Source organism: Siphonobacter sp. SORGH_AS_1065 (assembly GCF_030818595.1).
Taxonomy (GTDB): Bacteria; Bacteroidota; Bacteroidia; order Cytophagales; family Spirosomataceae; genus Siphonobacter.
Map to the genome: position 1 here is coordinate 2,062,566 of NZ_JAUTAM010000004.1, position 26,913 is coordinate 2,089,478.

23 protein-coding genes and 1 pseudogene are annotated in these 26,913 nt (G+C 44.6%); 13 read left to right on the top strand and 11 right to left on the bottom strand.

Features of this window, described 5'->3' with window-relative positions:
* Positions 1–180 precede the first annotated feature (180 nt).
* The 3 genes and pseudogenes from QE390_RS09275 (at position 181) to QE390_RS09285 (ending at position 5,241) form a co-directional block, all read left to right on the top strand.
* Positions 181–1,104: a hypothetical protein gene (locus QE390_RS09275; RefSeq protein WP_307141942.1), complete on the top strand. Its 924-nt coding sequence runs from the start codon at positions 181–183 to the stop codon at positions 1,102–1,104.
* A gap of 214 nt (positions 1,105–1,318) precedes the next feature.
* Positions 1,319–4,149, top strand: a pseudogene (gene carB / locus QE390_RS09280) (carbamoyl-phosphate synthase large subunit).
* 234 nt (positions 4,150–4,383) lie between these two features.
* Positions 4,384–5,241 (top strand): alpha/beta fold hydrolase, encoded by an 858-nt coding sequence (locus QE390_RS09285; protein ID WP_307141943.1) that lies wholly within the window; start codon positions 4,384–4,386, stop codon positions 5,239–5,241.
* A gap of 126 nt (positions 5,242–5,367) precedes the next feature.
* Here the strand turns inward: QE390_RS09285 and QE390_RS09290 are convergent, their stop codons facing one another.
* The 3 genes from QE390_RS09290 to QE390_RS09300 form a co-directional block, all read right to left on the bottom strand.
* Positions 5,368–6,153: a ferritin-like domain-containing protein gene (locus QE390_RS09290; protein WP_307141944.1), complete on the bottom strand. Its 786-nt coding sequence runs from the start codon at positions 6,151–6,153 to the stop codon at positions 5,368–5,370.
* An 18-nt stretch (positions 6,154–6,171) separates the two neighbouring features.
* On the bottom strand, positions 6,172–6,894 hold the full coding sequence (locus QE390_RS09295; RefSeq protein ID WP_307141945.1) for a ferritin-like domain-containing protein: 723 nt from the start codon (positions 6,892–6,894) through the stop codon (positions 6,172–6,174).
* Between the two features lie 369 nt (positions 6,895–7,263).
* On the bottom strand, positions 7,264–8,772 hold the full coding sequence (locus QE390_RS09300) for a capsule assembly Wzi family protein (RefSeq protein ID WP_307141946.1): 1,509 nt from the start codon (positions 8,770–8,772) through the stop codon (positions 7,264–7,266).
* Positions 8,773–8,909: 137 nt separating this feature from the next.
* Between QE390_RS09300 and QE390_RS09305 the strand changes: the two genes are divergently transcribed.
* Genes QE390_RS09305 through QE390_RS09320 form a run of 4 tightly spaced genes read left to right on the top strand, consistent with a single transcriptional unit; the run spans position 8,910 to position 11,675 of the window.
* The gene (locus QE390_RS09305; RefSeq protein WP_307141947.1) at positions 8,910–9,542 is read left to right on the top strand and encodes an NUDIX hydrolase N-terminal domain-containing protein; all 633 of its coding nucleotides are present in this window, start codon (positions 8,910–8,912) and stop codon (positions 9,540–9,542) included.
* Between the two features lie 29 nt (positions 9,543–9,571).
* Positions 9,572–9,817 (top strand): DUF4834 family protein, encoded by a 246-nt coding sequence (locus tag QE390_RS09310; protein ID WP_307141948.1) that lies wholly within the window; start codon positions 9,572–9,574, stop codon positions 9,815–9,817.
* A gap of 3 nt (positions 9,818–9,820) precedes the next feature.
* A complete protein-coding gene (gene prmC / locus QE390_RS09315; protein ID WP_307141949.1) occupies positions 9,821–10,660 on the top strand; it encodes a peptide chain release factor N(5)-glutamine methyltransferase in 840 nt (279 codons plus the stop codon).
* A 46-nt stretch (positions 10,661–10,706) separates the two neighbouring features.
* Positions 10,707–11,675, top strand: a complete 969-nt coding sequence (locus tag QE390_RS09320; RefSeq protein WP_106636703.1) for a MoxR family ATPase — start codon at positions 10,707–10,709, stop codon at positions 11,673–11,675.
* 1 nt (position 11,676) lies between these two features.
* On the opposite strand, the gene QE390_RS09325 is transcribed toward QE390_RS09320, so the two are convergent.
* The 3 genes from QE390_RS09325 to nadC form a co-directional block, all read right to left on the bottom strand.
* Positions 11,677–12,195 carry an O-acetyl-ADP-ribose deacetylase gene (locus tag QE390_RS09325; RefSeq protein ID WP_307141950.1) on the bottom strand — a complete coding sequence of 173 codons (519 nt, stop codon included), beginning with the start codon at positions 12,193–12,195 and terminating at the stop codon, positions 11,677–11,679.
* A gap of 141 nt (positions 12,196–12,336) precedes the next feature.
* On the bottom strand, positions 12,337–13,341 hold the full coding sequence (gene nadA, locus QE390_RS09330; RefSeq protein ID WP_307141951.1) for a quinolinate synthase NadA: 1,005 nt from the start codon (positions 13,339–13,341) through the stop codon (positions 12,337–12,339).
* 115 nt (positions 13,342–13,456) lie between these two features.
* On the bottom strand, positions 13,457–14,308 hold the full coding sequence (nadC, locus tag QE390_RS09335) for a carboxylating nicotinate-nucleotide diphosphorylase (RefSeq protein ID WP_106636705.1): 852 nt from the start codon (positions 14,306–14,308) through the stop codon (positions 13,457–13,459).
* A 598-nt stretch (positions 14,309–14,906) separates the two neighbouring features.
* Here nadC and QE390_RS09340 point away from each other — a divergent pair.
* The 3 genes from QE390_RS09340 to secDF all read left to right on the top strand — a co-directional run bounded on the left by QE390_RS09340 (position 14,907) and on the right by secDF (position 19,066).
* The gene (locus tag QE390_RS09340) at positions 14,907–15,440 is read left to right on the top strand and encodes a hypothetical protein (RefSeq protein WP_307141952.1); all 534 of its coding nucleotides are present in this window, start codon (positions 14,907–14,909) and stop codon (positions 15,438–15,440) included.
* 68 nt (positions 15,441–15,508) lie between these two features.
* Positions 15,509–15,865 carry a hypothetical protein gene (locus QE390_RS09345; protein ID WP_157830321.1) on the top strand — a complete coding sequence of 119 codons (357 nt, stop codon included), beginning with the start codon at positions 15,509–15,511 and terminating at the stop codon, positions 15,863–15,865.
* A gap of 123 nt (positions 15,866–15,988) precedes the next feature.
* The gene (secDF, locus tag QE390_RS09350) at positions 15,989–19,066 is read left to right on the top strand and encodes a protein translocase subunit SecDF (protein WP_106636708.1); all 3,078 of its coding nucleotides are present in this window, start codon (positions 15,989–15,991) and stop codon (positions 19,064–19,066) included.
* Positions 19,067–19,450: 384 nt separating this feature from the next.
* Here secDF and QE390_RS09355 read toward each other — a convergent pair whose 3' ends face one another.
* The gene (locus tag QE390_RS09355; protein WP_106636709.1) at positions 19,451–19,942 is read right to left on the bottom strand and encodes a dihydrofolate reductase; all 492 of its coding nucleotides are present in this window, start codon (positions 19,940–19,942) and stop codon (positions 19,451–19,453) included.
* 124 nt (positions 19,943–20,066) lie between these two features.
* Positions 20,067–20,771 (bottom strand): helix-turn-helix domain-containing protein, encoded by a 705-nt coding sequence (locus QE390_RS09360; RefSeq protein ID WP_232793694.1) that lies wholly within the window; start codon positions 20,769–20,771, stop codon positions 20,067–20,069.
* Between the two features lie 164 nt (positions 20,772–20,935).
* Here QE390_RS09360 and QE390_RS09365 point away from each other — a divergent pair, with 164 nt between their 5' ends.
* A complete protein-coding gene (locus tag QE390_RS09365) occupies positions 20,936–21,391 on the top strand; it encodes a sterol desaturase family protein (RefSeq protein WP_232793684.1) in 456 nt (151 codons plus the stop codon).
* A gap of 128 nt (positions 21,392–21,519) precedes the next feature.
* On the opposite strand, the gene ffh is transcribed toward QE390_RS09365, so the two are convergent.
* Entirely contained in the window at positions 21,520–22,851 is a 1,332-nt protein-coding gene (ffh, locus tag QE390_RS09370; protein ID WP_307141954.1) for a signal recognition particle protein, read from the bottom strand.
* Positions 22,852–23,074: 223 nt separating this feature from the next.
* Here ffh and QE390_RS09375 point away from each other — a divergent pair, with 223 nt between their 5' ends.
* Positions 23,075–24,304, top strand: a complete 1,230-nt coding sequence (locus QE390_RS09375; RefSeq protein ID WP_106636712.1) for an NADP-dependent isocitrate dehydrogenase — start codon at positions 23,075–23,077, stop codon at positions 24,302–24,304.
* A 76-nt stretch (positions 24,305–24,380) separates the two neighbouring features.
* On the opposite strand, the gene QE390_RS09380 is transcribed toward QE390_RS09375, so the two are convergent.
* On the bottom strand, positions 24,381–24,542 hold the full coding sequence (locus QE390_RS09380; protein WP_157830322.1) for a hypothetical protein: 162 nt from the start codon (positions 24,540–24,542) through the stop codon (positions 24,381–24,383).
* 227 nt (positions 24,543–24,769) lie between these two features.
* Here QE390_RS09380 and QE390_RS09385 point away from each other — a divergent pair, with 227 nt between their 5' ends.
* Positions 24,770–25,993: a putative sugar nucleotidyl transferase gene (locus QE390_RS09385; RefSeq protein ID WP_307141955.1), complete on the top strand. Its 1,224-nt coding sequence runs from the start codon at positions 24,770–24,772 to the stop codon at positions 25,991–25,993.
* Here the strand turns inward: QE390_RS09385 and QE390_RS09390 are convergent.
* A complete protein-coding gene (locus tag QE390_RS09390) occupies positions 25,990–26,652 on the bottom strand; it encodes an oxidoreductase (RefSeq protein WP_307141956.1) in 663 nt (220 codons plus the stop codon). The two genes, QE390_RS09385 and QE390_RS09390, sit on opposite strands and share 4 nt — an antisense overlap.
* Positions 26,653–26,913 lie beyond the last annotated feature (261 nt).

Genomic DNA, 26,913 nt, shown 5'->3' on the forward strand with positions numbered 1-26,913 from the left:
ATTAACAGCCGAAAATTATATGCAAGTAGGATGTTTTAGGATAGGATGAATACATTATCTGGGTTCTAGGTAATGTAGTGGAATCTGTGGCTAATAACGAATATGTAAATTGTAACTTCTAAGCTGCCTGATTGCATAGTATTTCGGATATTTGTAGCGTAAGATACCTTCCTCCTAACTATGCCAGCCTTAAAATCCGTAGATGTCGCTATACAAGTATATGGCAAACCCTTAATGACCGGAGTAGCCATTAGCTCTTTATTAGAGCATTCTGGTAAATGGATTGATAGAATCTATTTGATTGAAGAGAAAATCCAGCCTAATAATTCTGATTTTTCTTATTTGTCCAGGCATTTTAAAGATCGAATTATTCATGTGAAGCCTCGTTTTTATATGGGGCTCAAGGCTAGCCGTAAATCCTTGCATTGGTTTACTCCCTACCGAAGATCGATTCGTTATCAATATGCTTTTGAGAAGAGTAAAAATCCCTACCTCTTCACCATTCATAATGACATGCTTTTTCATGGAGATATCCTGGAAGCATATTTAGCACAAATGAAATCGGGACATTTTGCGGGTGTAGGGCCTATCGGACAATGCTGGAATTGCCCGGCTTTTTACGCTAAAAAATGTACTCCAGATACGTATGGCGACTACAAACCTGATTGGAAGGAATTGGGAGAGCTAAGCGAGCAGTTCTATGCTCCGCGGAAGGAAATCTACCAGCACTTTGCTGCTAATAATCAATCCTGGCCTTTACCCGAGTGTCGATTGAATGAATGGGCAGCTTTGATTGATTTAAAGCAGGTAAGGCCTTATGTGCGTAAGCTCATTTTTGGTCAAATGGATTTAGACATTGCAACGAGATGGTTTAGTATTCTTAATCACAAAGGCCTGCGATTTAAGAATAGCTCTATCGATCCTTATGCTACTCATGTGTGGACGGGTGTAGAGGGGGAAGAAAACTCAGGACTGAGTACGCAAAACAATATCAATTTATATGAAAGAGCAGAAATGCAGTCTTATCAGAAGTTAGTAAACGAATACAGATTTAGTGAGGAGGAGCTAGAAGCTACCATGTCTACAAAAGACGCTCTAGTTTAAAGGGAAACTAGGAGCCAGGAAAGGATGATTTTAAAATTACCTCATTAAATTTTCGCCTTGAGTATACTCTGTATATGTCAAACTCCTAATTTTGCACGAATTTTGCCCGGCCACTTCCGGGATGTTGATCGTTATTTAGTCCGTGTTAATGATGTCCGCGTTGAAAATCAACGAATTATCATTGATAATGGCTTGTTAACAGATACCTGAAAAAATGCCCAAAAATCCCGACATCAAATCCGTCCTGATCATTGGCTCTGGTCCCATTATCATCGGTCAGGCTTGCGAGTTCGACTATTCTGGCTCTCAGGCAGCCCGCTCACTCTCAAAGAAGAGGGCATCGAGGTCATTCTGATCAACTCCAATCCCGCTACTATCATGACGGACCCCATTAGTGCCGATCATGTGTATCTAAAGCCGTTGGAGCGAAAGTCCATCATTGAGATTCTTGAAAAACACAAGGTTGACGCCGTTTTGCCGACAATGGGAGGCCAGACGGCGTTAAATTTAGCTATCGACTGTGACAAGGCCGGTATCTGGAAAAAGTACGGGGTGGAAATCATTGGGGTTGACATTGACGCCATTGAGACGACCGAAGACCGCGAAAAATTCCGCCTGAAAATGCTGGAATTGGGCGTTGGTGTTTGTAAAGGACGTACCGCCCGTTCGTTCCTGGAAGGAAAAGAAATCGCTCAGGAGGTAGGTTTTCCTCTGGTAATCCGCCCTTCATTTACCCTTGGTGGAACAGGTGGTGGTTTCGTGAATGACCCCAAGGAATTTGATGAAATGCTGAATCGGGGCTTGCACGCTTCGCCAACGCATGAAGTACTGATTGAGCAATCGATTCTGGGATGGAAGGAATACGAGCTGGAGTTACTCCGCGATGGTGATGGTAACTTCATCATTGTTTGCTCGATTGAAAACTTTGACCCGATGGGAGTTCACACTGGCGATTCTGTAACGGTGGCTCCTGCCATGACGCTGCCTGATACCCTGTATCAGAAAATGCGTGACATGGCTATCATGATGATGGATGGCATCGGGAAATTTGCGGGTGGATGTAACGTTCAGTTCTCGGTTAACCCCGAAAACGACGCTATCATCGCCATTGAGATTAACCCTCGCGTCTCACGTTCGTCGGCTCTGGCTTCAAAAGCGACCGGTTATCCTATCGCGAAAATTGCTGCGAAAATGGCCATCGGTTACCGTTTGCACGAACTGATCAACCCCGTTACGGGCAGCACGTCAGCGTTCTTCGAGCCTGCCATTGACTACGTGATCGTTAAAGTACCCCGCTGGAACTTCGATAAATTCAAAGGTTCAGATCGTCGTCTAGGACTTCAAATGAAGTCGGTAGGCGAAGCCATGGGTATTGGCCGCAACTTCCAGGAGGCTCTTCAAAAAGCATGTCAGTCGCTGGAGATCAAGCGAAATGGCATGGGTGCTGATGGGAAAGAACTGACGGATCAGAATGCCATCCTGCACTCCCTGGCTAATCCTTCCTGGAATCGTCTGTTCCATATTTATGATGCCTTCCGTTTAGGAATTTCGTTCAAGAAAATTCAGCAATTAACAAAGATTGACCGCTGGTTCTTATATCAGGTGGAAGATCTGGTTCGTCTGGAGAAGGAAATCGAGAAACATACACTCGATACGATTTCGAAAGATTTATTGGAAGAAGCCAAGGTAAAAGGCTTCGCCGACCGTCAGATTGCTCACATGATCGACTGTCTGGAAAGCCAGGTGTATGAGAAACGTAATGAGCTGGGTATCAAACGGGTCTACAAATGCGTAGATACCTGTGCGGCTGAGTTCGAAGCGAAAACGCCTTACTTCTACTCAACGTTTGCTAGTGGTTCACAGGCAGAAGATAACGAGTCTGTTGTTTCGAATAAGAAAAAAGTAGTCATCTTAGGTTCAGGACCGAACCGGATTGGTCAGGGGATCGAATTCGATTATTCCTGCGTTCACGGCGTGTTAGCGGCGAAAGAAGCAGGGTACGAAACGATCATGATTAACTCGAACCCTGAAACGGTATCGACGGACCCTGACATTGCTGATAAATTATACTTTGAACCCGTATTCTGGGAGCATGTGTACGACATTATTCAACACGAAAAACCTGAAGGGGTAATCGTTCAGTTGGGTGGTCAGACGGCTCTGAAACTGGCAGAGAAACTTTCCAAATACGGTATCAAAATCATCGGAACGAGCTTCGAAGCTCTGGATTTAGCCGAAGATCGCGGAGCATTCTCAAGCTTGCTTCGTGAACTGGATGTGCCTTATCCATTATTCGATACGGTTGAATCCGCTGATCATGCGGTGGAAGTAGCTCGCACGCTGGGTTACCCGCTACTGGTACGTCCTAGCTACGTATTAGGAGGACAGTCGATGAAGATTGTGATTAACGAAGAAGAACTGGAACAACACGTGGTGAATACGCTCCGTGACATTCCAGGCAATAAAATTCTTCTGGATCACTTCCTGGAAAACGCAATCGAAGCGGAATCTGATTCCATCTGTGACGGTGAAAATGTATACATCATCGGAATTATGGAGCACATCGAGCCCGCAGGTATTCACTCGGGAGATTCTCACGCGGTATTACCAACCTTTGATTTGAGCGAAAACGTACTCAAGCAAATTGAGGAATACACTAAGAAAATCGCGGTTGCTCTGAAAACCAAAGGCTTACTGAATATTCAGTTTGCCATTAAGGATGAAAAAGTGTACATCATTGAGGCTAACCCCCGGGCGTCTCGTACGGTGCCTTTCATCTGTAAAGCTTACCAGGAACCTTACGTTAATTACGCAACGAAGGTAATGTTGGGTGAGAATAAGGTAACGGACTTCAAGTTCAATCCGGTGAAAAACGGGTATGCGATTAAGATTCCGGTATTCTCATTTAACAAATTCCCCGGAGTAAATAAAGAACTCGGGCCTGAAATGAAGTCAACGGGTGAAGCCATTTACTTCATTGATGATCTGACGGATGAAGTCTTCCAGAAGATTTACGCCGAGCGTAACTTATATCTGAGTCGATAAATAATTCCGCTTTTCTTACGAGCCTCGCTTCTTCTGGAGCGAGGCTTTTTTATGAATCAACTTATCATGATTTGAGATAATATTTCCCAGGGTATGAACTGATACTCTGAACATTGGGGATTCTGTTCATCAACTTTTATAAGGCTCATTTTCCTCTGCGAGGGAACGTCTTTTTTCTGATAATAGCCGTATTATGTACCATCGACCATTGTTTTGGTCTCAACTCACCTATGTATGGCTTATATTGAAACCGCTCCCGGTGTTCAGGTCTTTGTAGAAGACTGGGGACAAGGACAACCTGTCGTTTTTCTTCACGGCTGGCCTTTAAATCATAAAATGTTTGAATATCAGGTTAATCAGATCGCAAATCATTATCGCTGTATTCTGATTGACCGTCGCGGCTTCGGGGATTCTGATAAACCCTGGCAGGGTTATGATTACGATACCTTATCGGACGACCTGGCTGCTGTGCTGGACGCTCTGGATCTGTACGATGTAACATTGGTTGGGTTTTCGCAGGGAGGTGCTGAAGCTATTCATTACATGGCCCGTCATCAAGGCAGACGCGTATCAAAGCTCGTATTGTTAGGAGCTGCTGCTCCTCATATGCTGAAAACGGAAGACTTTCCCGATGGCGTGGACAAAAGTACGTTCGATGACATGATTGAGAAGTCACTTCAGGACCGGGCGGCTTTCATTGAAGATTTCTCAAAGCAGTTCTTTGGGGTTAGTTTACTCAATAACCCGGTAAGCAGCAAATTAGCCGATTGGTTCCACAGCCTTGCTATGGAAGCTTCGCCCAAGGCAACGGTAGAAAACGTACTTACTTTCAGCCAGGCGGATCTTCGGGCCGACTTGCCAGGTATTACTGTGCCAACGCTCATTATTCATGGTACAAGTGACCAAGTAGTGCCTTTTGAAATCTCTGGTAAGTTACTTTCAGAGAATATTCCTAATTCGCAATTGATAGCTTACGAAGGAGCTCCTCATGGATTCTTCTATACCGAATGGCCTCGACTGAATCAGGATTTACTTGATTTTTTTGCCACTCCGGTATTAACAGAAACAATCACGACTACGACTACCTGGTAGTAAAGAATAGATGATTAACAGAAAAAGGAAGACTTAAGTCTTCCTTTTTCTGTTTCATTAAGGTCGGATAAAAAGAAAAGGGACTGTAAAGCCCCTTTTCTTTTTATAAAAGTAAGTTTCTCCCTATTAAGCAAGGAACGATTTAGCGATGCTTAATACCTGATCTTTACCCAGGGGCTCATCGAAACCTTCGCTAAGCGTATTTTTATCTTGACCAGCAATTTTGCCTACCAGTTCAACACCGCCTTGCTCAGTATTCAATTCACCTTCGTAAATAGCAGGAACCGCAGGAGCCATGCCATTTTCCATGCCATTCCCTACAATCCAGCCTTTCTGGCCACGGATGCTGCGAACAACTGCCGCGTGACGAGCTTCAACCGCATGGATCTGAAGAGCAACCTGTAATAAATCAGGAGATTCCATCAAGTTTTTAGCTTCGTTTTTATACGCCCGTACACCTAAGTCTTCAAAAGATTGCGATACAACCAGGAAGGTTTGATAATTGGTGAATACGTCTGGATAAGCTGCGTAAGTAAACTTAGGTTTCTTAGCATCGGCAGACAAGCCTAACGCACCTTCCAATAAACGAACGTGTGCCGTTTCGTGTTTGCTGATGGTTTCAAAGACTTCACGCTGATTCTGAGGAATGATGCCGCTTTGAACACCCTTCATGTAGTAATCTGCTTCGAGGTATTCTAACGTTAATGCGTACTCGAGTACACCGCGGGTTTGAGTGGGTAAATCAGCACCATAAGCTTTATTAACTACGGATGCGAAAAGAGTAGGTAGTGCCGCCAGAGCAGTAGCTTTAGCTCCATTTTTCAGGATGTGACGGCGATTATAGAAGGATAAACGTTCACCTGATTCAGGATCAAGTTCATCAATTTTTGCGAAAAGTTCAAACAAGTTCATAATAGCAAATAGGGTTAGTTATTTAGGTAAGTTTACACCAGAAATTTTGGTTTTGATAAACGTTTGAGCGATAGGCAATACTTCTGCGAAGGTCATTGCTTTATCTAAACCATTGGCATCAACTTGGCCGCCTGTAAACTGACCATTGAAACCCTCCAGTAAAGTACTGATGATGGCTGCGTGACGAGCTTCCACCGAAACGATTTTACCAGCAAGAAGCAGGTAAACAGGTGTTTTCAGAAATTTACCTGCTCCGTTATAGGCAGCTACACCCAGGTTTTCGAATGCTTTTGCTGTTGCCAAAACACTGGCACGGCTTGTGAAATCGATGGCTGAGAAATTAACCTCCAGTGAAGGAATAACCATGCTTGGAGCAGCAGCGGAAATCGCAGTTTTAAAGAAATCGCGGTGAGCTACTTCATGGTTCTTGAGGTCAGTCATGACGGTCAGTTCCTGTGAAGTGATACCCGAATACGGGGTAGCTACGATTTGCGTATAAAAAGCGGCTTCCAATTGTTCCAGTGCATAAGCGTAGTTAAGAATTCCTACGTCTCCTGAACCTAAATCAACCGTACCGTCTGGAATGGGGTTACCATTGTGATCCGTACAAGAAGAAGCATAGATAGCAGCAGCAGAGAGAGAGGCTAAGCTAGCAGATTTGAGGAAGGTCCGGCGACCTAAAGCCGCTTTGTTTTCCGAAGTCGTACCGGAAGAAGTAGACTTGTTTGATGAACTGATCATAAATTTTATTGAAAAAGGATTAGTAAATATAGATTAATACCTTGGGTGATAGTAATTGTACTTAATGAATGAAAACGTCTTTACTAGATATTATCGATCAAAATCTTTCAATTAACAAAAGTCAATTATGATCGCAAAGATATACGTTGTTATTAAGTACTTAGATTGGCGGTTTAGAAAAAAAATAGAAATTATTTTAACTCATTTACTAAAAGTGAACTATTGATAATAAATAGTATACTTTCAATAGAATGGACTCTAATTAGTACTTAACTATTGGTAGGTTACGAGAAATTGCCAAATCTTCATGTAAAAAACCTTACCAAAGGCTTATAAATACATTTTGAATAGAAATGAGTAATTTATTTCTTACTTACCATTTTTCCACGTTTTGGATAAAGACAGAAATGCCCCAATGCGGGAATGATATAAATCACCTTGGTCGTAAGCAACTTTACCTGCTATGGAAAGGCCATGTAGATATTTAGGACTAGTCTTTAGCAGTAAGAGAGAAGAAAACTGATGGGCCGGGGTAGGAAAAGGAAAACTGTACGTACCTCGATTGAGGGTATAGGTTAATCGGGCCTGGAGAATTATTTTCCCCAGCAGTAACCCATCACCTGCCAAATGAAATCCAGTTACCCGATTGACTGGAAAATAATTTTCAGTGTGCGGTAAATTTTCGTTAGCTAATTCCCGATGCAAGGGTAGTAAGGGGGTTCCAATGGCCTTATCATAATAAGACCAGCCCTGTACATACTGGGAGTGATTGAAGTAATTATCCCCTCCCTGAAAACGAGCGGTAATATCAAAAGTTGATCCGGCTTGGTCGTTCGTGGTCAGAAATTCAAAAAGTAATTTATTGAGCCGGGTAGACTTATCATAAGTATGCGGAAGGCTCCAGCTTAATCCGTATAATCCGTCAAAGTGATTAAGAAATAATAAACCCGAAAGATCTTCGAAAATATGCTGGTGGTAGAATAACAATGATTGTCTTTCTCCTTTCACCGTCAAGGCAATGTCATAATTTCCTAAATGGTTGCCTACCCGGTTTTCGCCGTCAAAGCCCGTAAACCGATCGTTTTCGCGTTCCTGAGAAAGTTGCCCAAGTAAGATGCCCCATAAGAAATCTTTGGGAGCCGTAGTCAGGTGTCCATTTACAGCTACGGGGGAGTTTTTCAGATACTCTGCATGCCCACCCCACTGCACCATGTGATTAATGCCGAAGTAGAAGGCAACTTTGCCGCCGGGTTTTCCGAAACGGCCATGCAGTGATTTGTAGTGCAGGTAAGCTCCCTGGATATAAGGAACGTCAAACCAGCCGTGAGCAAAACTTCCTTTTAAAGCAACGAAGTTATTGAGGAATTTCAGAGGAATAAATCCGGCTGTTCCGATCTGAATTTTAGGAATGGGTAACGCATTATTTGACCAGACGATAGAACCGGAAGTAAGGGTGGTATCAGTAATGCCAATGAATTCTTTCCGGCGACCTCCCCAGAGTTCTACTCTTCCGTAACGCAACTTGGCATAAGCTTCGGGTAATACAAACTGTTTTTCAGGTCCGGTAATCTGAACGCCTTCTACGCCTAAACCCCAATCAAGTTTACGACGATTAGCTTTATTTGAATCGGGTAAGGCGGTGGCAAAATTCAGCGAGGCTCCAGCCCGGAAGATACCCGCTGGGCCTTTGAGGGGTATTAGCCCAAATTCATTGGCTCTTAACCAGAAAGGAGTTTGTTGATCTCCGCCCGTTAAGCCATCGGCCTGAATGTGAATTTCATAGGGTTTTCTGAATTGAGCAGACAAGCTGCCCGTTGCCCCCAAAAGCAATCCGCAGCTAAAAAGAAATAATTCTAAGGGGTGGGGGCGGAGGGCCATGTTATAATATAGAGGAATAAAATAATTACCTAAAGGCAGTAATACTAACAGAATAAATAAAAAGTTGTTTATGAATTTTCCGTGAACTCTTTAGGTCGCCTTCTATTTTTGTAGATATATTCCTCTTCCAAACAGCTATGAGTAAACTACTTGAAATCGCTAAAAGGCTTAACGCACTGGCTCAGGCAGGGTTAACCTATTCGCCTAATGCGTATGATTTGGAGCGTTTTTCGGAGATTCGGGAAATCAGTGTGGAACTGCTCCATGAATTGACGGATGAACCCATTGAAAAAATAGCTCCGCTTTTTGCTAGTGGAATAGGAGAATACCCAACGCCCAAAGTTGATGTTCGAGCAGTTGTGTTTCGGGGAGAAGATGAGTTATTAATGGTTCAGGAAAAAATTGACCATTTACGCTGGACCTTACCGGGTGGCTGGGACGATGTGGGGTACACGCCCTCGGAAATTGCCGTTAAAGAAACCGAAGAAGAAACGGGCCTGATCGTTAAACCTGTTCGCCTCCTGGCCGTCTTGGATAAACGCCAGCATCCCCATCCACCACAGCCCTGGTACGTTTATAAATTTTTTATTCGTTGTGAAGTAGTTAGTGGCGAAATTCGTAGCGATGGACACGACATTGGGCAAGTTCGCTGGGTTCGCCGAACGGAATTACCGGAGCTTTCGTTGTCAGAAGACCGTGTCACGGCTTCACAGCTCGAAATGCTATTTACATTTGTAACAAATCCCGATGCTCCGGCGTTGTGTGATTAAGGTGTCGTTAAAAATTTAGACTTAACGAAATGATATTCAAGATCTTTTTGGTCATCATGGCCATTGGTTTCATATTTCCCCGCATCGTGCGTTGGGTATTCCGTTTATTTTTGAAAGAACAATTTTCCCGTGTTGAACGGGAGTTTCGTCAGGATCAGCAGCGATCCAGCCAGTCGCGTCCCCGCGAAGGAAAAATCAATGTAGATTATGCACCTCCCCGAAAAGAGGGTTATAAAGGGGGCGATTACATTGATTATGAGGAGGTGAAGAACTAGTTTATGACCGCCCAGGTACTCTTTCGTCAGCTTACCCAACCGCTTTCTGAACTCTACGATACCAACGAAGCCAAATCCATTGCTTATCTGGTTTTGGAGGGGCGTTATGGCCTTACCCGAACGCAGGTTTTAATGGACCTACCCGTGACTGCACCAGTTACGGATATAGAAGGCATTATCGAACGCCTGAAAAACCAGGAACCCGTGCAGTATGTATTGGGTGAAGGCCATTTCTACGGGCGAACCTTCACCGTAGCTCCCGGCGTATTAATTCCCAGACCCGAAACTGAGGAATTGGTTCACTGGGCTTTACAGGAATTGAAAACGAGGAAAACTCCACAGTTACTGGATATTGGAACGGGCTCGGGCTGTATTGCTCTGACCCTGGCCGCCGAACGCCCGGATGCTCAGGTAACGGCTTTTGATATTTCGGAAGAAGCTTTGACTATTGCCCGGGAAAATGCTCAGCGGCTAGCTGTTACGGTAGCGTTTCAGCAGGGGAATGCATTAGACCCTGAAGAGTTACCCGCTTCGCTTTTCGACGCCATTCTTTCAAACCCACCTTACGTAAAAGCATCAGAATCGCAGGAAATGTCGGCACACGTGCTGGAACATGAACCTCATCTGGCTTTATTTGTAGAAGATAACGATCCGCTTATTTTCTACCGGACTATTGCTCAGTACGCTTTTTCACATTTGACCAGCAAGGGCTTCTGTGCAGTAGAAATCAATCAGGCTTTGGGATTGGAAACGGTTGAGGAGTTTAAAAAAGCAGGTTTTTCAAACGTGGAGTTACGGCAGGATTTATCGGGTCGGGATCGGATGGTTATGGCCCGGCTTTAAACGGAATTTTCATTAAATATTTTACCTGAATTAGTTAAATACGTCTATGGCCGATTTGCAACATGCCCGGAAAATCAAGCAGATGTTTGCTGAAATGAGCAAAGTCGTGGTAGGACAGGAACGTCTGCTTAATCGCCTGCTGATTGGTTTATTTACGGGTGGCCATATTTTGCTGGAAGGAGTACCCGGACTAGCAAAGACATTAACGATTAATACACTGGCGAAAGTGCTGGATCTGGATTTCCACCGAATTCAGTTTACGCCCGATTTATTACCCGCCGATTTGGTCGGGACGATGATTTTTGACCGAAAACTGGATGATTTTCGGGTTCGGAAAGGCCCTGTCTTTGCCAACCTGATTCTGGCAGATGAGGTGAATCGGGCTCCTGCTAAAGTACAGTCGGCCCTTTTGGAAGCCATGCAGGAAAAGCAGGTAACCATTGGAGATCAGACTTTTCCGCTAGATAAGCCTTTTTTCGTCATGGCGACGCAAAACCCCGTGGAACAGGAGGGAACCTATCCGCTTCCCGAAGCCCAGGTAGACCGTTTTATGATGAAAGTATTCGTAGACTATCTGGATAAGCAGGACGAGCTGGAAGTTATGCGACGGATGACCAATATGGAGGCCGTCTACGAAGTACAGCCCATTTTGAGTAAGGAAGAAATCTTCGCGATTCGGAAAGAAATTAACCAGATTGCCATTTCAGAAACCCTTGAACATTACATCATCGAGTTGGTTTTTGCAACGCGTAGGCCGCTCCAATATGGTTTGAAAGAAGAAGCCCGTTACATTCAGTTTGGAGCGTCTCCCCGGGCCAGTATTGCTCTGAATTTGGGAGCCAAAGTGCTGGCTTACTTTGATGAACGCGATTACGTTTTACCCGAAGATATCAAGGAAATAGCCCCGGATGTATTGAACCATCGGGTTATTCTAAACTACGAAGCCGAAGCCGACGGCATTTCCAGTTTGCAGGTAATTGATTCCATTCTACGAAGAGTAGCCATCGGTCGATAACTCAATATTCCTCCAATCGTTTACGATAAAGAGCGGCATTATCCGCCTCAAAACAAACGAAAATTACCCGCTCGAAAGCGTCTGGATGCTGGTTAATAAAACTCCGAACGGTTTCAACGGCGACTTCCGCAGCAGCAGCTTTGGGGTAACCGTACACTCCGGTACTAATGTTTGGGAAAGCAATGGTTTTCAAGTTGTTCTGAACGGCTAGTTTCAAACTGGAAGTATAACAGTTAGCCAACGTTTCTGACTCTTTTTGCTTGCCTTCGTGCCAGATAGGCCCTACCGTATGAATTACTTTCTGAGCGGGTAACTTTCCGGCTGTAGTGATAACTGCCTGCCCCGGCATACAGCCGCCCTGTAAAGCACGGATGGCTCTACATTCTTCCAGAATGGCTGGTCCTCCAGCCCGGTGAATGGCACCGTCAACGCCACCTCCGCCGAGTAAGGAAGAATTGGCTGCATTAACAAGGACATCGACTGCCAGTTTAGTAATGTCTCCCTGAATAACTTCTATCATTTGAGTGGTTGGTTAGTCGTTGTTGGAATGGATAAATATATATACCATTCGGATTGATTACCCTAGTAAACGAAGCATCCCGAAAGCTCTAAAACTTTCGGGATGTTAAATTTATAACAACTAGTAACCAGCAACGATCAACTACTTACTAATCTCCAACATGGCCTTTACGGCTTTCAGAGCTTTCACGCGGGTTTCTTCGGGAACCTGAATTTCGGGCATTTCGTAATACATGCAGTTATAAAGCTTTTCAACCGTATTCATCTTCATGTAGGGACATTCCGAACAGGCACAGAAGTTATTTTCATTGGCCGGAGCTGGGATAATCAGCTTGTCGGGATTGGCAATTTTCATCTTGTGCATAATGCCCGCTTCCGTTGCTACGATAAACTCCTTATTCGGCGAAGTTTGCACATAAGCCAATAAACCCGTGGTACTTCCCACGTAATCGGCTTCCATCAGAATATCTTCTTTACATTCGGGGTGAGCGACTAATAAAGCGTTCGGATGTTCGGCCCGGAGTTTAGCCAGTTTCTCCCGGGAAATATCGATATGAACAATGCAGGCACCGTCCCAGAGAATCAGGTCACGTCCTGTTTTCTTCGCTACAAAACGGCCCAGGTTTGCATCAGGAGCAAAGATGATTTGACGATCTTTTGGAATGGATTCAACGATTTTCAGAGCGTTCGACGATGTACAGATAATATCCGTCATGGCTTTGATATCGGCAGTACAGTTGATGTAACTCACCACCAAAGCTTCGGGATATTGAGCTTTGAAGGCTGCGAAATCTTCTTTGGGAGCCGAATCGGCCAGCGAGCAACCCGCGTTGAAATCAGGAATTACGACTTTCTTATTCGGATTGAGGATTTTGGCCGTTTCACCCATGAAGTGAACCCCACAAAAGACGATCATATCGGCAGTAGTTTCCTCGGCAGCCTGAGCCAGACCAAGACTATCCCCCACAAAATCGGCTAAATCCTGAATTTCACCGTCAACGTAATAATGGGCCAGAATAACCGCATTTTTCTCCTTCTTCATCCGAAGGATTTCGGCCTTTAAATCAACATTTTTAGGGACAGAGCGACTGATATAGCCAATTCGATTGACTTCCTCCTCAGGGCTCATGGGAAATACAGCAGGCATAAATTCTTTTAGTTTGGAGTTTTGGAAGTTTTGAGTTTTGAGTTGAGGGTTGTAGCGTTCTATTAACTCCTAACCCCAAACACAAAACTCTAAACCCAAAACATTTTTCTCGTTGTTACCAGGCTTTCAGGCTTAAGTCTAGGCTTTTGACCTGATGCGTTAATGCTCCTACCGACACGTAATCTACGCCGCATTCGGCATAAGTGCGGATGGTTTGTTCATTGATGCCACCGGAAGCTTCCGTGGGGTATTTTCTATTGACCCGACGAACGGCTTCCCGCATGTCTTCAAAGCTGAAGTTATCGAACATAATCCGGTGCAGCGACTGCGTTTCACCTACGCGTAAAACCTCATCCAGCTCCTTCAGGTTTCGTACTTCAATCTCAATTTGCAGATTTTTACCCGTTTCTTTCAGGTAGTTATTCGCCTTGGTAATGGCGGCCTCGATACCTCCGGCGTAATCCACGTGATTATCCTTAATCAGAATCATATCGTATAAGGCGTACCGATGATTTACCGCTCCACCAATACGGGTTGCCCATTTTTCGCAAATGCGGAAATTTGGCGTGGTTTTACGGGTATCGAGCAACTTACAGGGTAAATCTGCAATCAAATCAGCAAGGCTTCGGGTGTAGGTGGCAATACCGCTCATGCGTTGCATGCAGTTCAATACCAGCCGCTCCGCTTTCAAAATGGATTGGGAACGACCTTCTACCGTTAAGACAATGTCGCCTTTCTGAATAGCCGTACCGTCGTTCAGTAATAATTCTACTTTTAGCTCTGGATCTACTTCGGCAAAGATGAGCTGAGCCAGTTCTACACCAGCCACAATTCCGGTATCTTTTACCAGCAACCGAGCCCGGCCCGTGGCCTCAGCGGGAATGGTTGAAAGCGAAGTATGATCGCCATCGCCAACGTCTTCCTGAAGAGCCAGGCGTATAAATTCGTGAATATCTTGTCCGTACATAATGAATCGTGAGTGGTTCAATACAGCCTCGTTTCCGGGGCGAAAATAATGGATTTCGTAAAGAGTAAGTCCTTCCAGGCCTTTTATCCTATAATGGTTTCAGAAGCCATTTATAATTCGTTCTTTGAAAATTAATGACAAACGCTAACCCGCTGTTGTTATGAAAATACTTCGTTCTAAACGCCATCTGTACCATTTCTGGGGGATATTATTAGTCATGGCTGTACTAATGGTGGGTGGATGACTAGTCCTATGTTATTCTTTTTCTACGCATGAGAGCACTCAAAAAACTACCACAGCACAAAAGGCAGCTCTGATTTTTGGGATAGGTTTCATCATTTCTTACATCTATGTGGCCTGGTTCATCTGGGAGCAGGCACCGAGTTGGATTATGGATGCTGAAAAACTAATATATAATAGCAGCGACGTATTCTACTAGAAGGATCTTGAACGTCTGGACTTAACGGGTAAATATCATTCCAAACGTCTCTGGAAAACCGGAGAAGGAACACGAATCATCTTTAAAGACAATAATGAGCTAATCATCTTTGACGAAATGTATCAAAATAGTAGATTGATGAAGCTGTTTCTGGAGCAAATGTTACCGGAAAAACAATCAGCGATTCGTAGGCCGGTTATAGATGAAAGAGAAGTAATAACTGACGATCTGGTAAATTACAAAGGGAGTGTGTGGCGAGCTTTCCTATTTTATGCTCTTTTGGTATACGCTTTTGGTTTTCCGTTCATCTTTATTAATTCAGTTAATCGGGTGCCATTCGGTTTTTTAATGTATGCAGGTCTTGTTTTTATTTTTTGGCGATTAGCTGTCCATACGCTGCATAACTTTAGCTTGTCGGACGAGGAATTCATGATCAAAAATTCACTTTGGCCCGGTTATCAGAAAGTCATTCCTTTGAGGAAGGTACGCGAGGTTATTTATGAAATAAAGGGTAAGGGTATGCACGCATTAACCCTGGTTAGAGAAGACTTTCAAAAACAATCATTCATTGCGGAAGGATTAAGCGAGCAGGAATGGCTCGACTTACGCGAACAACTTTGGCAGAAAGGGCTGAACGTGAGAAATGAATGCATTCATCCGGGAGAAAACCAACGAAAGGAATCAGTTGAGTAAAGTATTTTTGAAGAAATCAGGGAAAGATGCTTTGCCTTTCCAAGGAAATTGTTATTTTCGTCCCCCAAATGAAAAAATCACGTTCCATAGCACGGGTATTCAGCTTGTTTCTGGCAAGTGTGTTACTGATTGCTTCGGTTGCAGTGAAAGGAGTGTCGGCAAGACCTTTGCCGCTTCCCGCCGCTCAGACTGAAAAATCAGACCATACTTCCGGTACGCCTAAAGCAACCGTGCAGGCACTTTCCCCGATGGCGACAGTCACGGTGGCCGATTTTTCATTTACGCAGGACTTCTATCTGCTGCCACCAGCGGTTTATAGTTTTGAAACGGTAAAACCGCAACCGACGTCGATTGGAATTACCCAATTCCGACTTCCTTATCATGAGGTGCTTTTTGAGCATGTCATATCTCCGAACGCTCCGTAGTTTCGGGTGAATGGGCAGCCTGTTTCGCTTTCCTTTTCCTCCTTCATTAGTAACCCCCTTTTCCCTTTTATTTATACTCCAATGACTTTTCGTAATTGCGAATAGTCAAAAGCTCAATTCTCCATGCAAAATCGTGGTGTTATAGTGGCTTTAACCGGCGTATTTGCCGCGTTATGCCTCTACTACCTCTCTTTCACGTTCGTGTCGCAGGATTACAAGAAAAAAGCGATCGAATACGCTACTGACCTCAAAACGGGTGAAGTAGACAAAGCTAAAAAACAACGCTACATTGACTCTCTGTGGAAAGAAGATGTATGGTTGGGAAGTACGCTTCAACAAGTTACCGAGCGTGAACTGAACCTGGGTCTTGACCTCCAGGGCGGTATGCACGTGATGCTGGAAGTTTCTCCGGCGGACATCATCAAGTCCCTTTCAGGTAATAGCCGTGATCCTAAATTTCTGGAAGCTTTGGCCGCTACTCAGAAAGAACAGGGTAACTCACAGTCTAACTTCGTGGATGCCTTTGCGAGTAACTTCAAACGTCTGAATCCAGACAAAAAACTGGCTGACATTTTTGCAAACGCCACGAACCGTGCGACAATCAACTTCCAGACTTCTGATGCAGACGTAGTGAAGATGATCAAAACGGAAATGGATGGTGCCGTGGATCGTGCCTTCCGCGTTATTCAGCAACGTGTGGATAAATTCGGGGTATCTAACCCTAACATCCAGCGTATTCCTAACTCAGGTCGTATTCAGGTTGAATTAGCTGGGGTAGACGATCCTGCCCGGGTGCGTAAACTGTTGACGGGTTCTGCGAAACTGGAATTCTGCGAAGTATACGAATTACAGGAATATGCTCCTGCTTTAGACGGACTGGGCAACATCTTACTGGAAGAAGAGCGTGAGCAAAGTGCGGCCCTGAAAAGCCCCGCTACGCAAAAGTCTTCTGCTGATACGGCTGCGAAAGCAAATGGGGGATTAGCTTCTGCTTTAACGAAAAAAGATTCAGGTACTGCTAAAACGGATACCGCGAAGTCAGCTAATGCGGGTACGGCTTTAACGAAACTGTTCATCCCTATGCAGGATGGACTGGGTGTGGCGGTAAAAGATACGCCTCGCGTGAATGCTCTTTTAGCTCGTAACGACGTTCGTGCCTTATTCCCCTCGGATCTGAACTTTGCGTATGAGTCTAAGCCTCGTAACATCAACAATAAGGACATTATGGCTTTGGTGGCGGTAAAACGCGGCCCGAACGGTGAGGTCCCTTTAGATGGTTCAGTAATCACCAACGCAACGCAGGATTACGATCAGAGTGGTCGCGTGGACGTTTCCATGCAAATGAACGCCGAAGGTGCTCGTAAATGGAAAAACCTGACGGGTGCTAACGTAGGTCGTCGTATTGCTATTTTGCTGGATGGTTATGTACAATCAGCTCCCGTAGTAAACGGCGAGATTCCTAACGGTAACTCTAGCATCTCGGGTAACTTCACGCTGGAAGAAGGTAAAGATTTAGCAACGGTACTGAAAGCGGGTAAACTGCCTGCTCCAACCACTATTGTAGAAGAGGCCGTTATTGGTTCTACTCTGGGCTCTGAAGCTGTTAACGCGGGTATTATTTCATCGGTAATTGGTCTGGTAGTAGTGCTGTTGTTCATGATCGCTTACTATAACCGATCAGGATTTATTGCCGATATCGCTCTGTTAATTAACTTATTCTTCCTGCTGGGTATCATGGCCTCTTTAGGCTCGGTATTGACCCTGCCTGGTATTGCTGGTATCGTGTTATCGATTGCGATGGCGGTGGATGCGAACGTACTGGTGTTCGAGCGGATTAAGGAAGAATTGGCTCTCGGAAAGCCCATGAAGCTGGCCGTAGCGGATGGATTCAAAAACGCTACGTCCTCAATCATTGACTCCAATGCTACGACGATGTTATCCGGTCTGATTCTGTTATTCTTCGGAACGGGTCTGATCTTAGGCTTCGCCGTAACGCTGGTAATTGGTATCATTACTTCGCTGTTCGCTGTATTCCTCGTGAGCCGCGTATTGATGGATACCTGGGTAGATAAAGGCTGGAAAATCAACTTCGTTTCTAATCTGACGAAAAACTGGTTCAAAGATTCATCTTTCGACTTCGTATCGAAACGTCGTCTGTACTACACCATTTCTTCGGTAATCATCGCGGCGGGTATTATTTCTGTAGTAATCAAAGGATTTGGTTTAGGCGTAGACTTTAAAGGTGGTCGTACGTACGTGGTACGTTTCGACAAGAGTGTAAGCACGGATGAAGTTCGTGATGCCCTGACTGCTCCTCTGGATGGTGCTCCTGAAGTAAAAACGTACGGTGGTAGCGGTATCGGTGGTAATCAGGTATTAGTTACAACGGATTACCTCGTAGATCAGACGACTGTTGAGTCTGATCGTGAAGCTCAGAACAAGTTGCTTCAGGGTGTTAGCAAAATTGGTAAAGCAGAAGTATTGAGTTCATCCAAAGTTGGCCCTACGATTGCCAACGACATGATTTTCTCATCGCTGTACTCCATCCTGGCGGGTATTGCTGTTGTATTTGCGTACATCCTCCTTCGCTTCAAGAAGCTGGCCTTCGGTTATGGAGCAATGGTGGCCGTATCGCACGACGTTCTGATTATCCTGGCGATCTTCTCGATCTTCAATGGCTTCCTGCCTTTCTCACTGGACGTAGATCAGTCGTTCGTAGGAGCCTTGCTGACGATTATGGGTTACTCCATGAACGATACGGTCGTTGTATTTGACCGGGTTCGTGAATACCTGCGGGAAGGCAGTGCGAAAAACGAGTCGATCCCAACGATTATTAACAACGCCCTGAACTCTACGCTGAGCCGTACGGCCGTAACGGGTCTTTCGACGATGCTGGTACTGATCGTACTATTCTTCTTCGGTGGTGAAACCATTCGTGGTTTCTCGTTCGCGATGTTGATTGGGGTTATCGTAGGTACGTATTCTTCGCTCTTCGTAGCAACGCCAATCGTGGTTGACTTCCTGAAAAAAGATCAGGAGAAAAACGCTCTGGCCGCTAATGAAGTGAAAGTGGTAAAACCTGTGGATAAATTTGCAGTTCCTTCTCCTGAAGATTTCCTGATCGAAGGTGAAGAGCAGCAGGTTCCCGAGGAAAAAGCGAAGAAAGAGAAAAAGGATCGCATCATTAAGCCGAAACTTTAAGAGTTTTGAGTTTAGGGTTTTGAGTTTATTTAACTCAGAACCCTAAACTCAAAACGCCAAACCCAACTATACAAAACAGGCCTGCCGAAGTTCGGTAGGCCTGTTTGCTTTCTGAACGAATCGTAATACATGTATTAAAACTCTACGGGTAATACGTACCGGAAATGAAAGAAATAGCGGCTCTGGCAAAGGAGAACCAGAGGAGAAACGAATGCTAACTGCGTCCAGCACTACTTCAGGTTGCGGCCTGAAATCAATAGGAAATGAATAGATAATCTTGCATAACTGCTGATTGCGGCAAGAGAACAGTTATACGAAAACAGGAGTAATTAATGCTGCGAAACAGATTTCTAAAGTAAAAAAGCTACCCCAAACGAAGCTTGACTACTTACGAACGAAGGTAACAAAAGAATAAGCTACGGAATGCTTTTCGTCAGCGGGATGATCCTCTCGCTTAATTAACTCAAAATCAGCCGGATCGAATGCCGGGAAATAAGCATCGCCTTTGAATGCTCCGTGAATGAAGGTTAACTCCAGTTGATCGGCCTTGGGTAAGGTTTCAGTATAAATTTGAGCTCCCCCCAAAACGATGACCTCTGCTTCATCACGGTATCGTTCTAATGCTTCTTCAATACTGCTTACTACTTCGAAACCCGGATCTACCTCGTAATTTGGTTGACTGGTAACCACAATATTGCCTACTTCCGACCAGAGACGATCAGGGGTATCATAGCTCTTTCGTCCCATGATGGTTTTCTTTCCGCGGATCAGTTGCTCAACGTGGGCGTGATCGTTTGGTAAAGAAGGCCAGGGAAGTATCCCATGATTGCCAATTAGGCGATTGGAATCCATCGCAGCTACGAGTGTAATTTTCATGCCAAGTATATCGAGGTAAAAGATAGGCTTCTACTTCAAAAATAGTAAGCTCTTGGTTAAGTATCCAAACTAAAACTGCCAGCAAAGAGCCGGCAGTTCAGTACATTGGGGTATGATTTTGAAATCAGGCCGCCATGCTGAAATGGTCAGCAGTTTCGTCGGGGCTGATTTTCAGAACGTTGGCAAGCGTTAAGGTAATGAGCGTTTTGGAGGCCATCCAAAGTGGAATTCGGGCAATTTGCGAGAAAAGATCAACGGTAATATCAGCATGTTCGCCCAGATATTTCATTAATACTTCCTCTTTCCGACCGTATTTGAACTTGATGTCCTGCACACGGTCTTCCCATTTCAGAATTTGCCGAACTTCCTTACTAGCCTGAATCGAACGGTCATTGACCCGGACGTAGGTTTTCTTTTCCTGTTTGGCAGCATCCAAACTTACATAATGCGGACGTTGCTGACTGCGGGGAATACGAAAGACCAGCACTTCGCGGTCATTTTCGACGTAAACTCGTTCGAGGGTATATTCAATCTCAGGGAAGCAATACTTTTCAATGGCCCGACAGAGGATAAACTCATCGTCGTCGGCGAATTTCAAACCGGGAACGGATTTGTCGTCGCCTACTCCGACTAATAGGAGCCCCCCCTGTGTATTCGCGAAAGCGACAATCTCGCGGATAATTTTTTCGGGATGGTTTGCTTTGAGCTTGAATTCCAGCCGTTCGCTTTCACCTTTCTTCACCAATTCTTTCAGGGCTCGAAGATCCATCGTGCCACGTACACTGCGGGTTGCGGTTTTCTCCGCCATTCCCGACCAGCCATCCTTCATGACCATCGTAGTTAGAGGGTTTCTCAAATTTACTTAATCGATTCAAAGAAAAAAGCCTTCTCTTTGAAATATTTTTTACTTCTGAAAAAGGATTTTCTTCCCGAAAAATTCCAAACATTTCGACCTAATTTGTCGTTTCATTTCAGGTATCATTCGATCACATTATGGAGCTGTTCTGGAATATTTTAATTGCTATCGGAACGTTTTTTCTCATGGAAGCTGTAGCCTGGTCTACGCATAAATACATTATGCATGGCTGGCTGTGGTCCTGGCACGAAGACCACCATAATCATCATCCCGGCTTTTTTGAAAAAAACGATTATTTCGCCGTGGTGTTTGCTACCGTAGCGATTTCTTTGATTATTGCTGGATTACAAGTCCCCGGTTTGGGTTTTCTTTTATGGATGGGGGTTGGAGTAACGGGCTACGGCATCTTCTACTTTATCTTTCATGACGTAATCGTACATCGTCGCATCAAGATCAAATTTGTAGCCAGATCCCGCTATATGAAACGTATGATGCGGGCTCATTATATTCATCATAAAGTTCATACCAAGCGGGGAGCCCAAGCCTTCGGCTTTCTATATGCCCCTAAGAAGTTTGAGAAGATGAAAATGTAAGGGTTCTGAGTTTAGGGTTTTGAGTGAATAACTTTCAAAAGAAAAGACCTTCCAGTTTTGATTGGAAGGTCTTCTTTGTTATTGAAGTAATCTGAAAAACTCAAAACCCTAAACACCAAACTCAAAACTTACTTTTTGAGCATATTCATGTTAGGCAGTTTCATTTTGCCGTCCTGGACTTTGTTCATGGTTTTCATCATTTTCCGCATCTCTTCGAATTGCTTCATGAGGTTGTTCACCTGCTGAATGCTCGTTCCTGAACCTGCGGCAATCCGGCGGCGACGTGAACCGTCAATTAAATCCGGGTTTTTACGTTCTTTCAACGTCATTGAGCTAATAATGGCTTCGATGGGTTTGAAAGAATCATTGCTGATATCCACATCTTTAATCGCTCCACCCAGACCCGGAATCATGCCCATCAAATCTTTGATGTTACCCATCTTCTTGATCTGTTGCAACTGCGAGTAGAAATCTTCGAAGTTGAACTGGTTCTGACGAATCTGCTTGTTAATGCGGTTGGCTTCGTCTTCGTCAAAGGCTTGTTGAGCCCGTTCTACCAGCGAAAGCACATCCCCCATGCCAAGGATACGGCTTGCCATACGATCAGGGTAGAAGATGTCCAAATCTTCCATTTTCTCACCCGTCGACATGTATTTGATGGGCTTATTAACCACCTGACGAATCGAAAGGGCCGCACCCCCGCGAGAATCCCCATCTAACTTAGTTAATACGACGCCGTCAAAATTCAGACGATCGTTGAAGGTCTTGGCCGTATTAACGGCATCCTGACCCGTCATCGAATCCACTACGAAAAGCGTTTCGGTGGGTTCAATGGCTTTCTTCACGTTCTCAACCTCCTGCATCATGGCCTCATCAATTGCCAGACGACCGGCGGTATCGATGATGACTACATTTTTGGAGTTCTTCTTCGCGTATTCAACGGCATTGCGGGCAATTTCAACGGCGTTTTTATTATCAGGCTCTGCGTAAACTTCTACACCGATTTGCTCTCCCAGGGTTTGAAGCTGGGCAATAGCCGCCGGACGATAAATATCGCAAGCAGCAACGATTACCTGGCGGCCTTGTTTCTTGATGCTATTAGCTAGCTTTCCAGTAAAGGTAGTTTTACCCGAACCTTGCAGACCGGCAATCAGAACAATGGCAGGAGAACCTTTCAGATTGACACTTTCAGCCTGACCGCCCATCAGAGCCGTCAGTTTATCGTGAACAATCTTTACCAGCATCTGGCCGGGTTCTACCGCGATCATGATTTTCTGACCGATGGCTTCTTCCCGGATCTGGTCCGTAATATCTTTAGCTACTTTAAAGTTAACGTCGGCGTCTGTCAGGGCCCGGCGAATTTCTTTAACGGTCGAGGCCACGTTTACATCCGTAATCTTGCCGCTACCTTTCAGCGTACGGATGGCTTTATTGAGCTTGTCCTGTAAATTATCAAACATGGTGAATAAGGAAATGCTGTAAAGTGTGGCCTAATGAGAGCCTTGCGTAAGCTTTAGAATCCCTCTACAGATCGTATTTTTTGTATTTTCCTGCAAAGTTACCATTCCCAATTGAGTAATTGAATAGATAAAATGGTATAAACTGTTTTTTTTTAGCTTCATTTCCCTGTCCTGCTTACCTTTGGGGTTCAATTCATTACCTGACTCTTTCCGACGTCTAATCATGCAGAAAATTAAAGTAGCGAACCCAGTCGTTGAACTCGATGGGGACGAAATGACCCGAATCATCTGGAAGTTTATCAAGGAAAAGCTTATTCTTCCCTATGTTGATGTCGATATTAAATATTACGATTTAGGAATCGAATACCGTGACGAGACGAATGATCAGGTGACGGTAGATGCAGCAAACGCTATCAAAAAATACGGCGTTGGTATTAAATGTGCCACAATTACTCCAGATGAAGCTCGGGTGAAAGAATTCAACCTGAAGCAAATGTGGAAATCACCTAACGGAACGATCCGTAACATCCTGGATGGTACTGTATTCCGTGAGCCTATCGTTATGCAGAATGTTCCTCGTCTGGTAACGACCTGGACTTCTCCTATCATCGTAGGCCGTCACGCTTTTGGTGATCAATACCGTGCAACGGATTTCGTAGTTCCCGGAAAAGGGAAGCTGACGATGAAATTCGAAGGCGAAGACGGAACGGTACAGGAATATGAAGTATTTAACTTCCCCGGTGCTGGTGTTGCCATGGGTATGTATAACCTGGACGAGTCAATTGCTGGTTTTGCTCGTTCTTGCTTCCAGGTAGGTCTGCAAAAAGGCTGGCCTGTATACCTGTCTACGAAAAACACCATCCTGAAAAAATACGATGGTCGTTTCAAAGACGTATTCCAGGCTGTATTCGATGCTGAATTCGCTGAGAAATTCAAAGAAGCAGGCATTACTTACGAACACCGCCTGATCGATGACATGGTTGCCGCAGCTCTGAAATGGAACGGTAGCTATGTTTGGGCTTGTAAAAACTACGATGGCGACGTTCAGTCTGATACCGTAGCTCAAGGTTTCGGTTCTTTAGGTCTGATGACTTCTGTACTGTTAACGCCCGATGGTTCTGTAATGGAAGCAGAGGCTGCTCACGGTACGGTAACTCGTCACTACCGCGAACACCAAAAAGGTAACCGTACGTCTACGAACCCCATCGCTTCGATCTACGCTTGGACGCGTGGTCTGGCGTTCCGCGGTAAACTGGATGGTAACGAAGAACTGATTCGTTTCGCAACGGCACTGGAAGAAGTTTGCGTTGAAACCGTTGAAGCAGGTAAAATGACTAAAGACTTAGCCATTACCATCCACGGTAACAAAGTAAACCACGGTGAGCACTATCTTTACACCGAAGAATTCCTGGATGAGCTGGACAAAGGCTTGCAGGTAAAACTGGCGAAGTAATTAGAGATCGTCTGAGCTAATAAAAAGGCACTTATCCACAGGGGTAAGTGCCTTTTTTATGCAAGAAAGCGTAAGATTACATATCGTCTAATTCTTCTTCTTCGAAGTCGTCCGTGTCTTCATATTCATAGTCCTGCTCCGCTGTGAATTCGTCCATCTCTTCGGCAGGGTCCATGATATCTCCGCTTTCGTCCATGGGTTCATCAAAAAATTCGAAATCGTCTTCTGGTATGTTCATAAGTTTTAGGTGTTAGATTATACTCAAATGTAAACGTAATGAAATCAATGATAAAAGACTCAAAAGGCCTTTTATTGTTTTATGAAATTTAAGAAAGGAACAGTCTGGCTGAAAAAGTCTGTAAAAATAGTTGATGAATTAATGATTGTATTTGCATAATATTAAGGCAAGTCTATCCCCACGCCTAATTTTTGCTTTACTTTGGCAGCAAATCCTAACACGGTCTTATGATTAATTATGTACTGTTTGATGGCCCGGAAGTTCGTCCCCATTTACTGCCACTGGTTTTTACCCGGCCCATGGCTGAATTAAGGATAGGCATTCGAACCATTACCGAAAAATGGACAGACTGGCTGGGAGTACAACCCACGCATTATACGCAGTCCTATTTACAGGAAAAGTACCCTTACAAGAAAGGTTCTGATACTATTTATATCCACGGTGGCCTCTGCCCCAGTGAGCGGCTCATTCGTTCCCTGGAAGAGCTAGAACCCGGCGAAGCCTTATTACAAGGTCCCATTCTGCTGGCGGTACGGGGAAAACACCTGCCTCTGGAAAGTTTAATACATGATAATCCTGCTTTTCATAAGCAATATTACTGGGATAAAGTAACCGTAGTTCAACGCCTGCCCGATCTGGTGGCTTATAATGGCGAACAAATAGCGGCGGATTTTGAACGCATTACGGAAGGCCGAACCAGCCAGCCCATTACGGATCGATTTACGGCCTATTACAATGAATCAAAGATATTTATTGAAGAAGGCGTAGAGTTACGTTCGGCGATTCTGAATGCTGAAAACGGACCGATTTATCTGGGCAAAGACGTTCAGGTACAGGACGGTGTAATCATCCAGGGACCCTTTGCTGCTTTAGAAGGAGCCGTTATTAATCTGGGTGGGAAGATGCGAAAAAGTACCACCATTGGTCCGCATTGCAAGGTAGGGGGAGAGATCAGCATGAGTATTCTCATGGGGTACTCGAATAAAGGCCACGACGGTTTTTTAGGGAACTCCTATCTGGCCGAATGGTGTAACCTCGGAGCGAATACCAATAACTCCAATCTGAAGAACGACTACGGTAACGTAAAACTCTACGATTATACCACCAAGCAACTCGAAGACACGGGTCGCCAGTTTGTGGGATTGTTCATGGGAGATTACTCCAAAGCGGGAATTTCCACTATGTTTAATACCGGAACCGTCGTGGGCGTTAATGTCAACGTTTTCGGAGCGGGTTTCCCTCCTAAGCATATTCCTTCGTTTAGCTGGGGCGGAGCTGATACGGGTTTTGAACCCTATCGGTTTACCAAAGCGGTAGATGTAGCCCGCAATACGATGGACCGTCGCGGTAAGCTCTTTACCGAAATTGAAGAGGACATTTGGAGAACCATTTTTGCTCTGGAGCAAACGGTATCCATTCATTATACCGACGACGACGAAAGCGATCGTTAATACCGTTGTAAATCATTCGATTCAATGATATGCTGGCCAGGGACTTCCTGGCTGGCTATATCTAACATCGCCGAGGCTACCTTACTGGCCTGAATACCCTTGTATTTTCGCAAGGGTGGAACGAGTAAAGTGATGGGAGATAAGACCAGATCTACTACTTTTCCGAGTTCTTCACCCAAACGGAACTGCTTCCGTTTTCCCAATAACATGGACGGTCTGAAAATAGTATAGTTTGGATAACCCAAAGCGGCAATCTGAGCTTCGACTTCGCCTTTGGTTTTACTATAAAAAATGGAAGACTGAGCGTTGGCTCCGATGGAGGAAACGAGTAAGTATTGCTTGGCTCCAGCTTCTAAAGCTAGTTTCCCAATTTTTACCGGATAGATTAAATCTACTTTCCGAAAAGCCTCTTTCGAACCTGCCTGCTTGATTGTTGTGCCCAGACAGCAAAACACGTCATCAGCTCCAGCAACGTCCTCAGAGCTAAGTTGATCAAAATCTACTACCCGTTCGTCGAGCTTGGGATGTTTCAAATGCATCGGCCTGCGGACCAACGTGATTACCTTTTCGTACCGATCCGATTGCAGGAGTTTAAAAACCAGATAATTTCCCACCAGGCCCGAAGCTCCGATCAACAGAGCAGTTTTAGAAGAATGCATAGCTATACGTGATAAGACAGATAAAAGGTTTAAAAATCCGTACGAAGAAGCATGAGTCGAAAACTATCTGAATTTATAGCCTTCGGACCTTAATAGCGAATCATAGATTCTGAAACCTTCGCCAATTGAGAATATTGGTGTATAAAGTAACTCTTTCAAACGGTTCCCTCGAATGCATGAAAGATAATGCTCATGATTTGCTATCTTCTTTCCTGAGGGAGAGTGAATGGGAGGCTAACTCTTTCGCTTTGCTCTGAATGA

What these genes read in the sequence shown, in the direction of transcription:
- QE390_RS09275 (WP_307141942.1), top strand. Translation starts at nt 181, where the DNA reads ATGCCAGCCTTAAAATCCGTAGATGTCGCTATACAAGTATATGGCAAA.
- QE390_RS09285 (WP_307141943.1), top strand. Translation starts at nt 4,384, where the DNA reads ATGGCTTATATTGAAACCGCTCCCGGTGTTCAGGTCTTTGTAGAAGAC.
- QE390_RS09290 (WP_307141944.1), bottom strand. Translation starts at nt 6,153, where the DNA reads ATGAACTTGTTTGAACTTTTCGCAAAAATTGATGAACTTGATCCTGAA.
- QE390_RS09295 (WP_307141945.1), bottom strand. Translation starts at nt 6,894, where the DNA reads ATGATCAGTTCATCAAACAAGTCTACTTCTTCCGGTACGACTTCGGAA.
- QE390_RS09300 (WP_307141946.1), bottom strand. Translation starts at nt 8,772, where the DNA reads ATGGCCCTCCGCCCCCACCCCTTAGAATTATTTCTTTTTAGCTGCGGA.
- QE390_RS09305 (WP_307141947.1), top strand. Translation starts at nt 8,910, where the DNA reads ATGAGTAAACTACTTGAAATCGCTAAAAGGCTTAACGCACTGGCTCAG.
- QE390_RS09310 (WP_307141948.1), top strand. Translation starts at nt 9,572, where the DNA reads ATGATATTCAAGATCTTTTTGGTCATCATGGCCATTGGTTTCATATTT.
- prmC (WP_307141949.1), top strand. Translation starts at nt 9,821, where the DNA reads ATGACCGCCCAGGTACTCTTTCGTCAGCTTACCCAACCGCTTTCTGAA.
- QE390_RS09320 (WP_106636703.1), top strand. Translation starts at nt 10,707, where the DNA reads ATGGCCGATTTGCAACATGCCCGGAAAATCAAGCAGATGTTTGCTGAA.
- QE390_RS09325 (WP_307141950.1), bottom strand. Translation starts at nt 12,195, where the DNA reads ATGATAGAAGTTATTCAGGGAGACATTACTAAACTGGCAGTCGATGTC.
- nadA (WP_307141951.1), bottom strand. Translation starts at nt 13,341, where the DNA reads ATGCCTGCTGTATTTCCCATGAGCCCTGAGGAGGAAGTCAATCGAATT.
- nadC (WP_106636705.1), bottom strand. Translation starts at nt 14,308, where the DNA reads ATGTACGGACAAGATATTCACGAATTTATACGCCTGGCTCTTCAGGAA.
- QE390_RS09340 (WP_307141952.1), top strand. Translation starts at nt 14,907, where the DNA reads ATGTTACCGGAAAAACAATCAGCGATTCGTAGGCCGGTTATAGATGAA.
- QE390_RS09345 (WP_157830321.1), top strand. Translation starts at nt 15,509, where the DNA reads ATGAAAAAATCACGTTCCATAGCACGGGTATTCAGCTTGTTTCTGGCA.
- secDF (WP_106636708.1), top strand. Translation starts at nt 15,989, where the DNA reads ATGCAAAATCGTGGTGTTATAGTGGCTTTAACCGGCGTATTTGCCGCG.
- QE390_RS09355 (WP_106636709.1), bottom strand. Translation starts at nt 19,942, where the DNA reads ATGAAAATTACACTCGTAGCTGCGATGGATTCCAATCGCCTAATTGGC.
- QE390_RS09360 (WP_232793694.1), bottom strand. Translation starts at nt 20,771, where the DNA reads ATGAAGGATGGCTGGTCGGGAATGGCGGAGAAAACCGCAACCCGCAGT.
- QE390_RS09365 (WP_232793684.1), top strand. Translation starts at nt 20,936, where the DNA reads ATGGAGCTGTTCTGGAATATTTTAATTGCTATCGGAACGTTTTTTCTC.
- ffh (WP_307141954.1), bottom strand. Translation starts at nt 22,851, where the DNA reads ATGTTTGATAATTTACAGGACAAGCTCAATAAAGCCATCCGTACGCTG.
- QE390_RS09375 (WP_106636712.1), top strand. Translation starts at nt 23,075, where the DNA reads ATGCAGAAAATTAAAGTAGCGAACCCAGTCGTTGAACTCGATGGGGAC.
- QE390_RS09380 (WP_157830322.1), bottom strand. Translation starts at nt 24,542, where the DNA reads ATGAACATACCAGAAGACGATTTCGAATTTTTTGATGAACCCATGGAC.
- QE390_RS09385 (WP_307141955.1), top strand. Translation starts at nt 24,770, where the DNA reads ATGATTAATTATGTACTGTTTGATGGCCCGGAAGTTCGTCCCCATTTA.
- QE390_RS09390 (WP_307141956.1), bottom strand. Translation starts at nt 26,652, where the DNA reads ATGCATTCTTCTAAAACTGCTCTGTTGATCGGAGCTTCGGGCCTGGTG.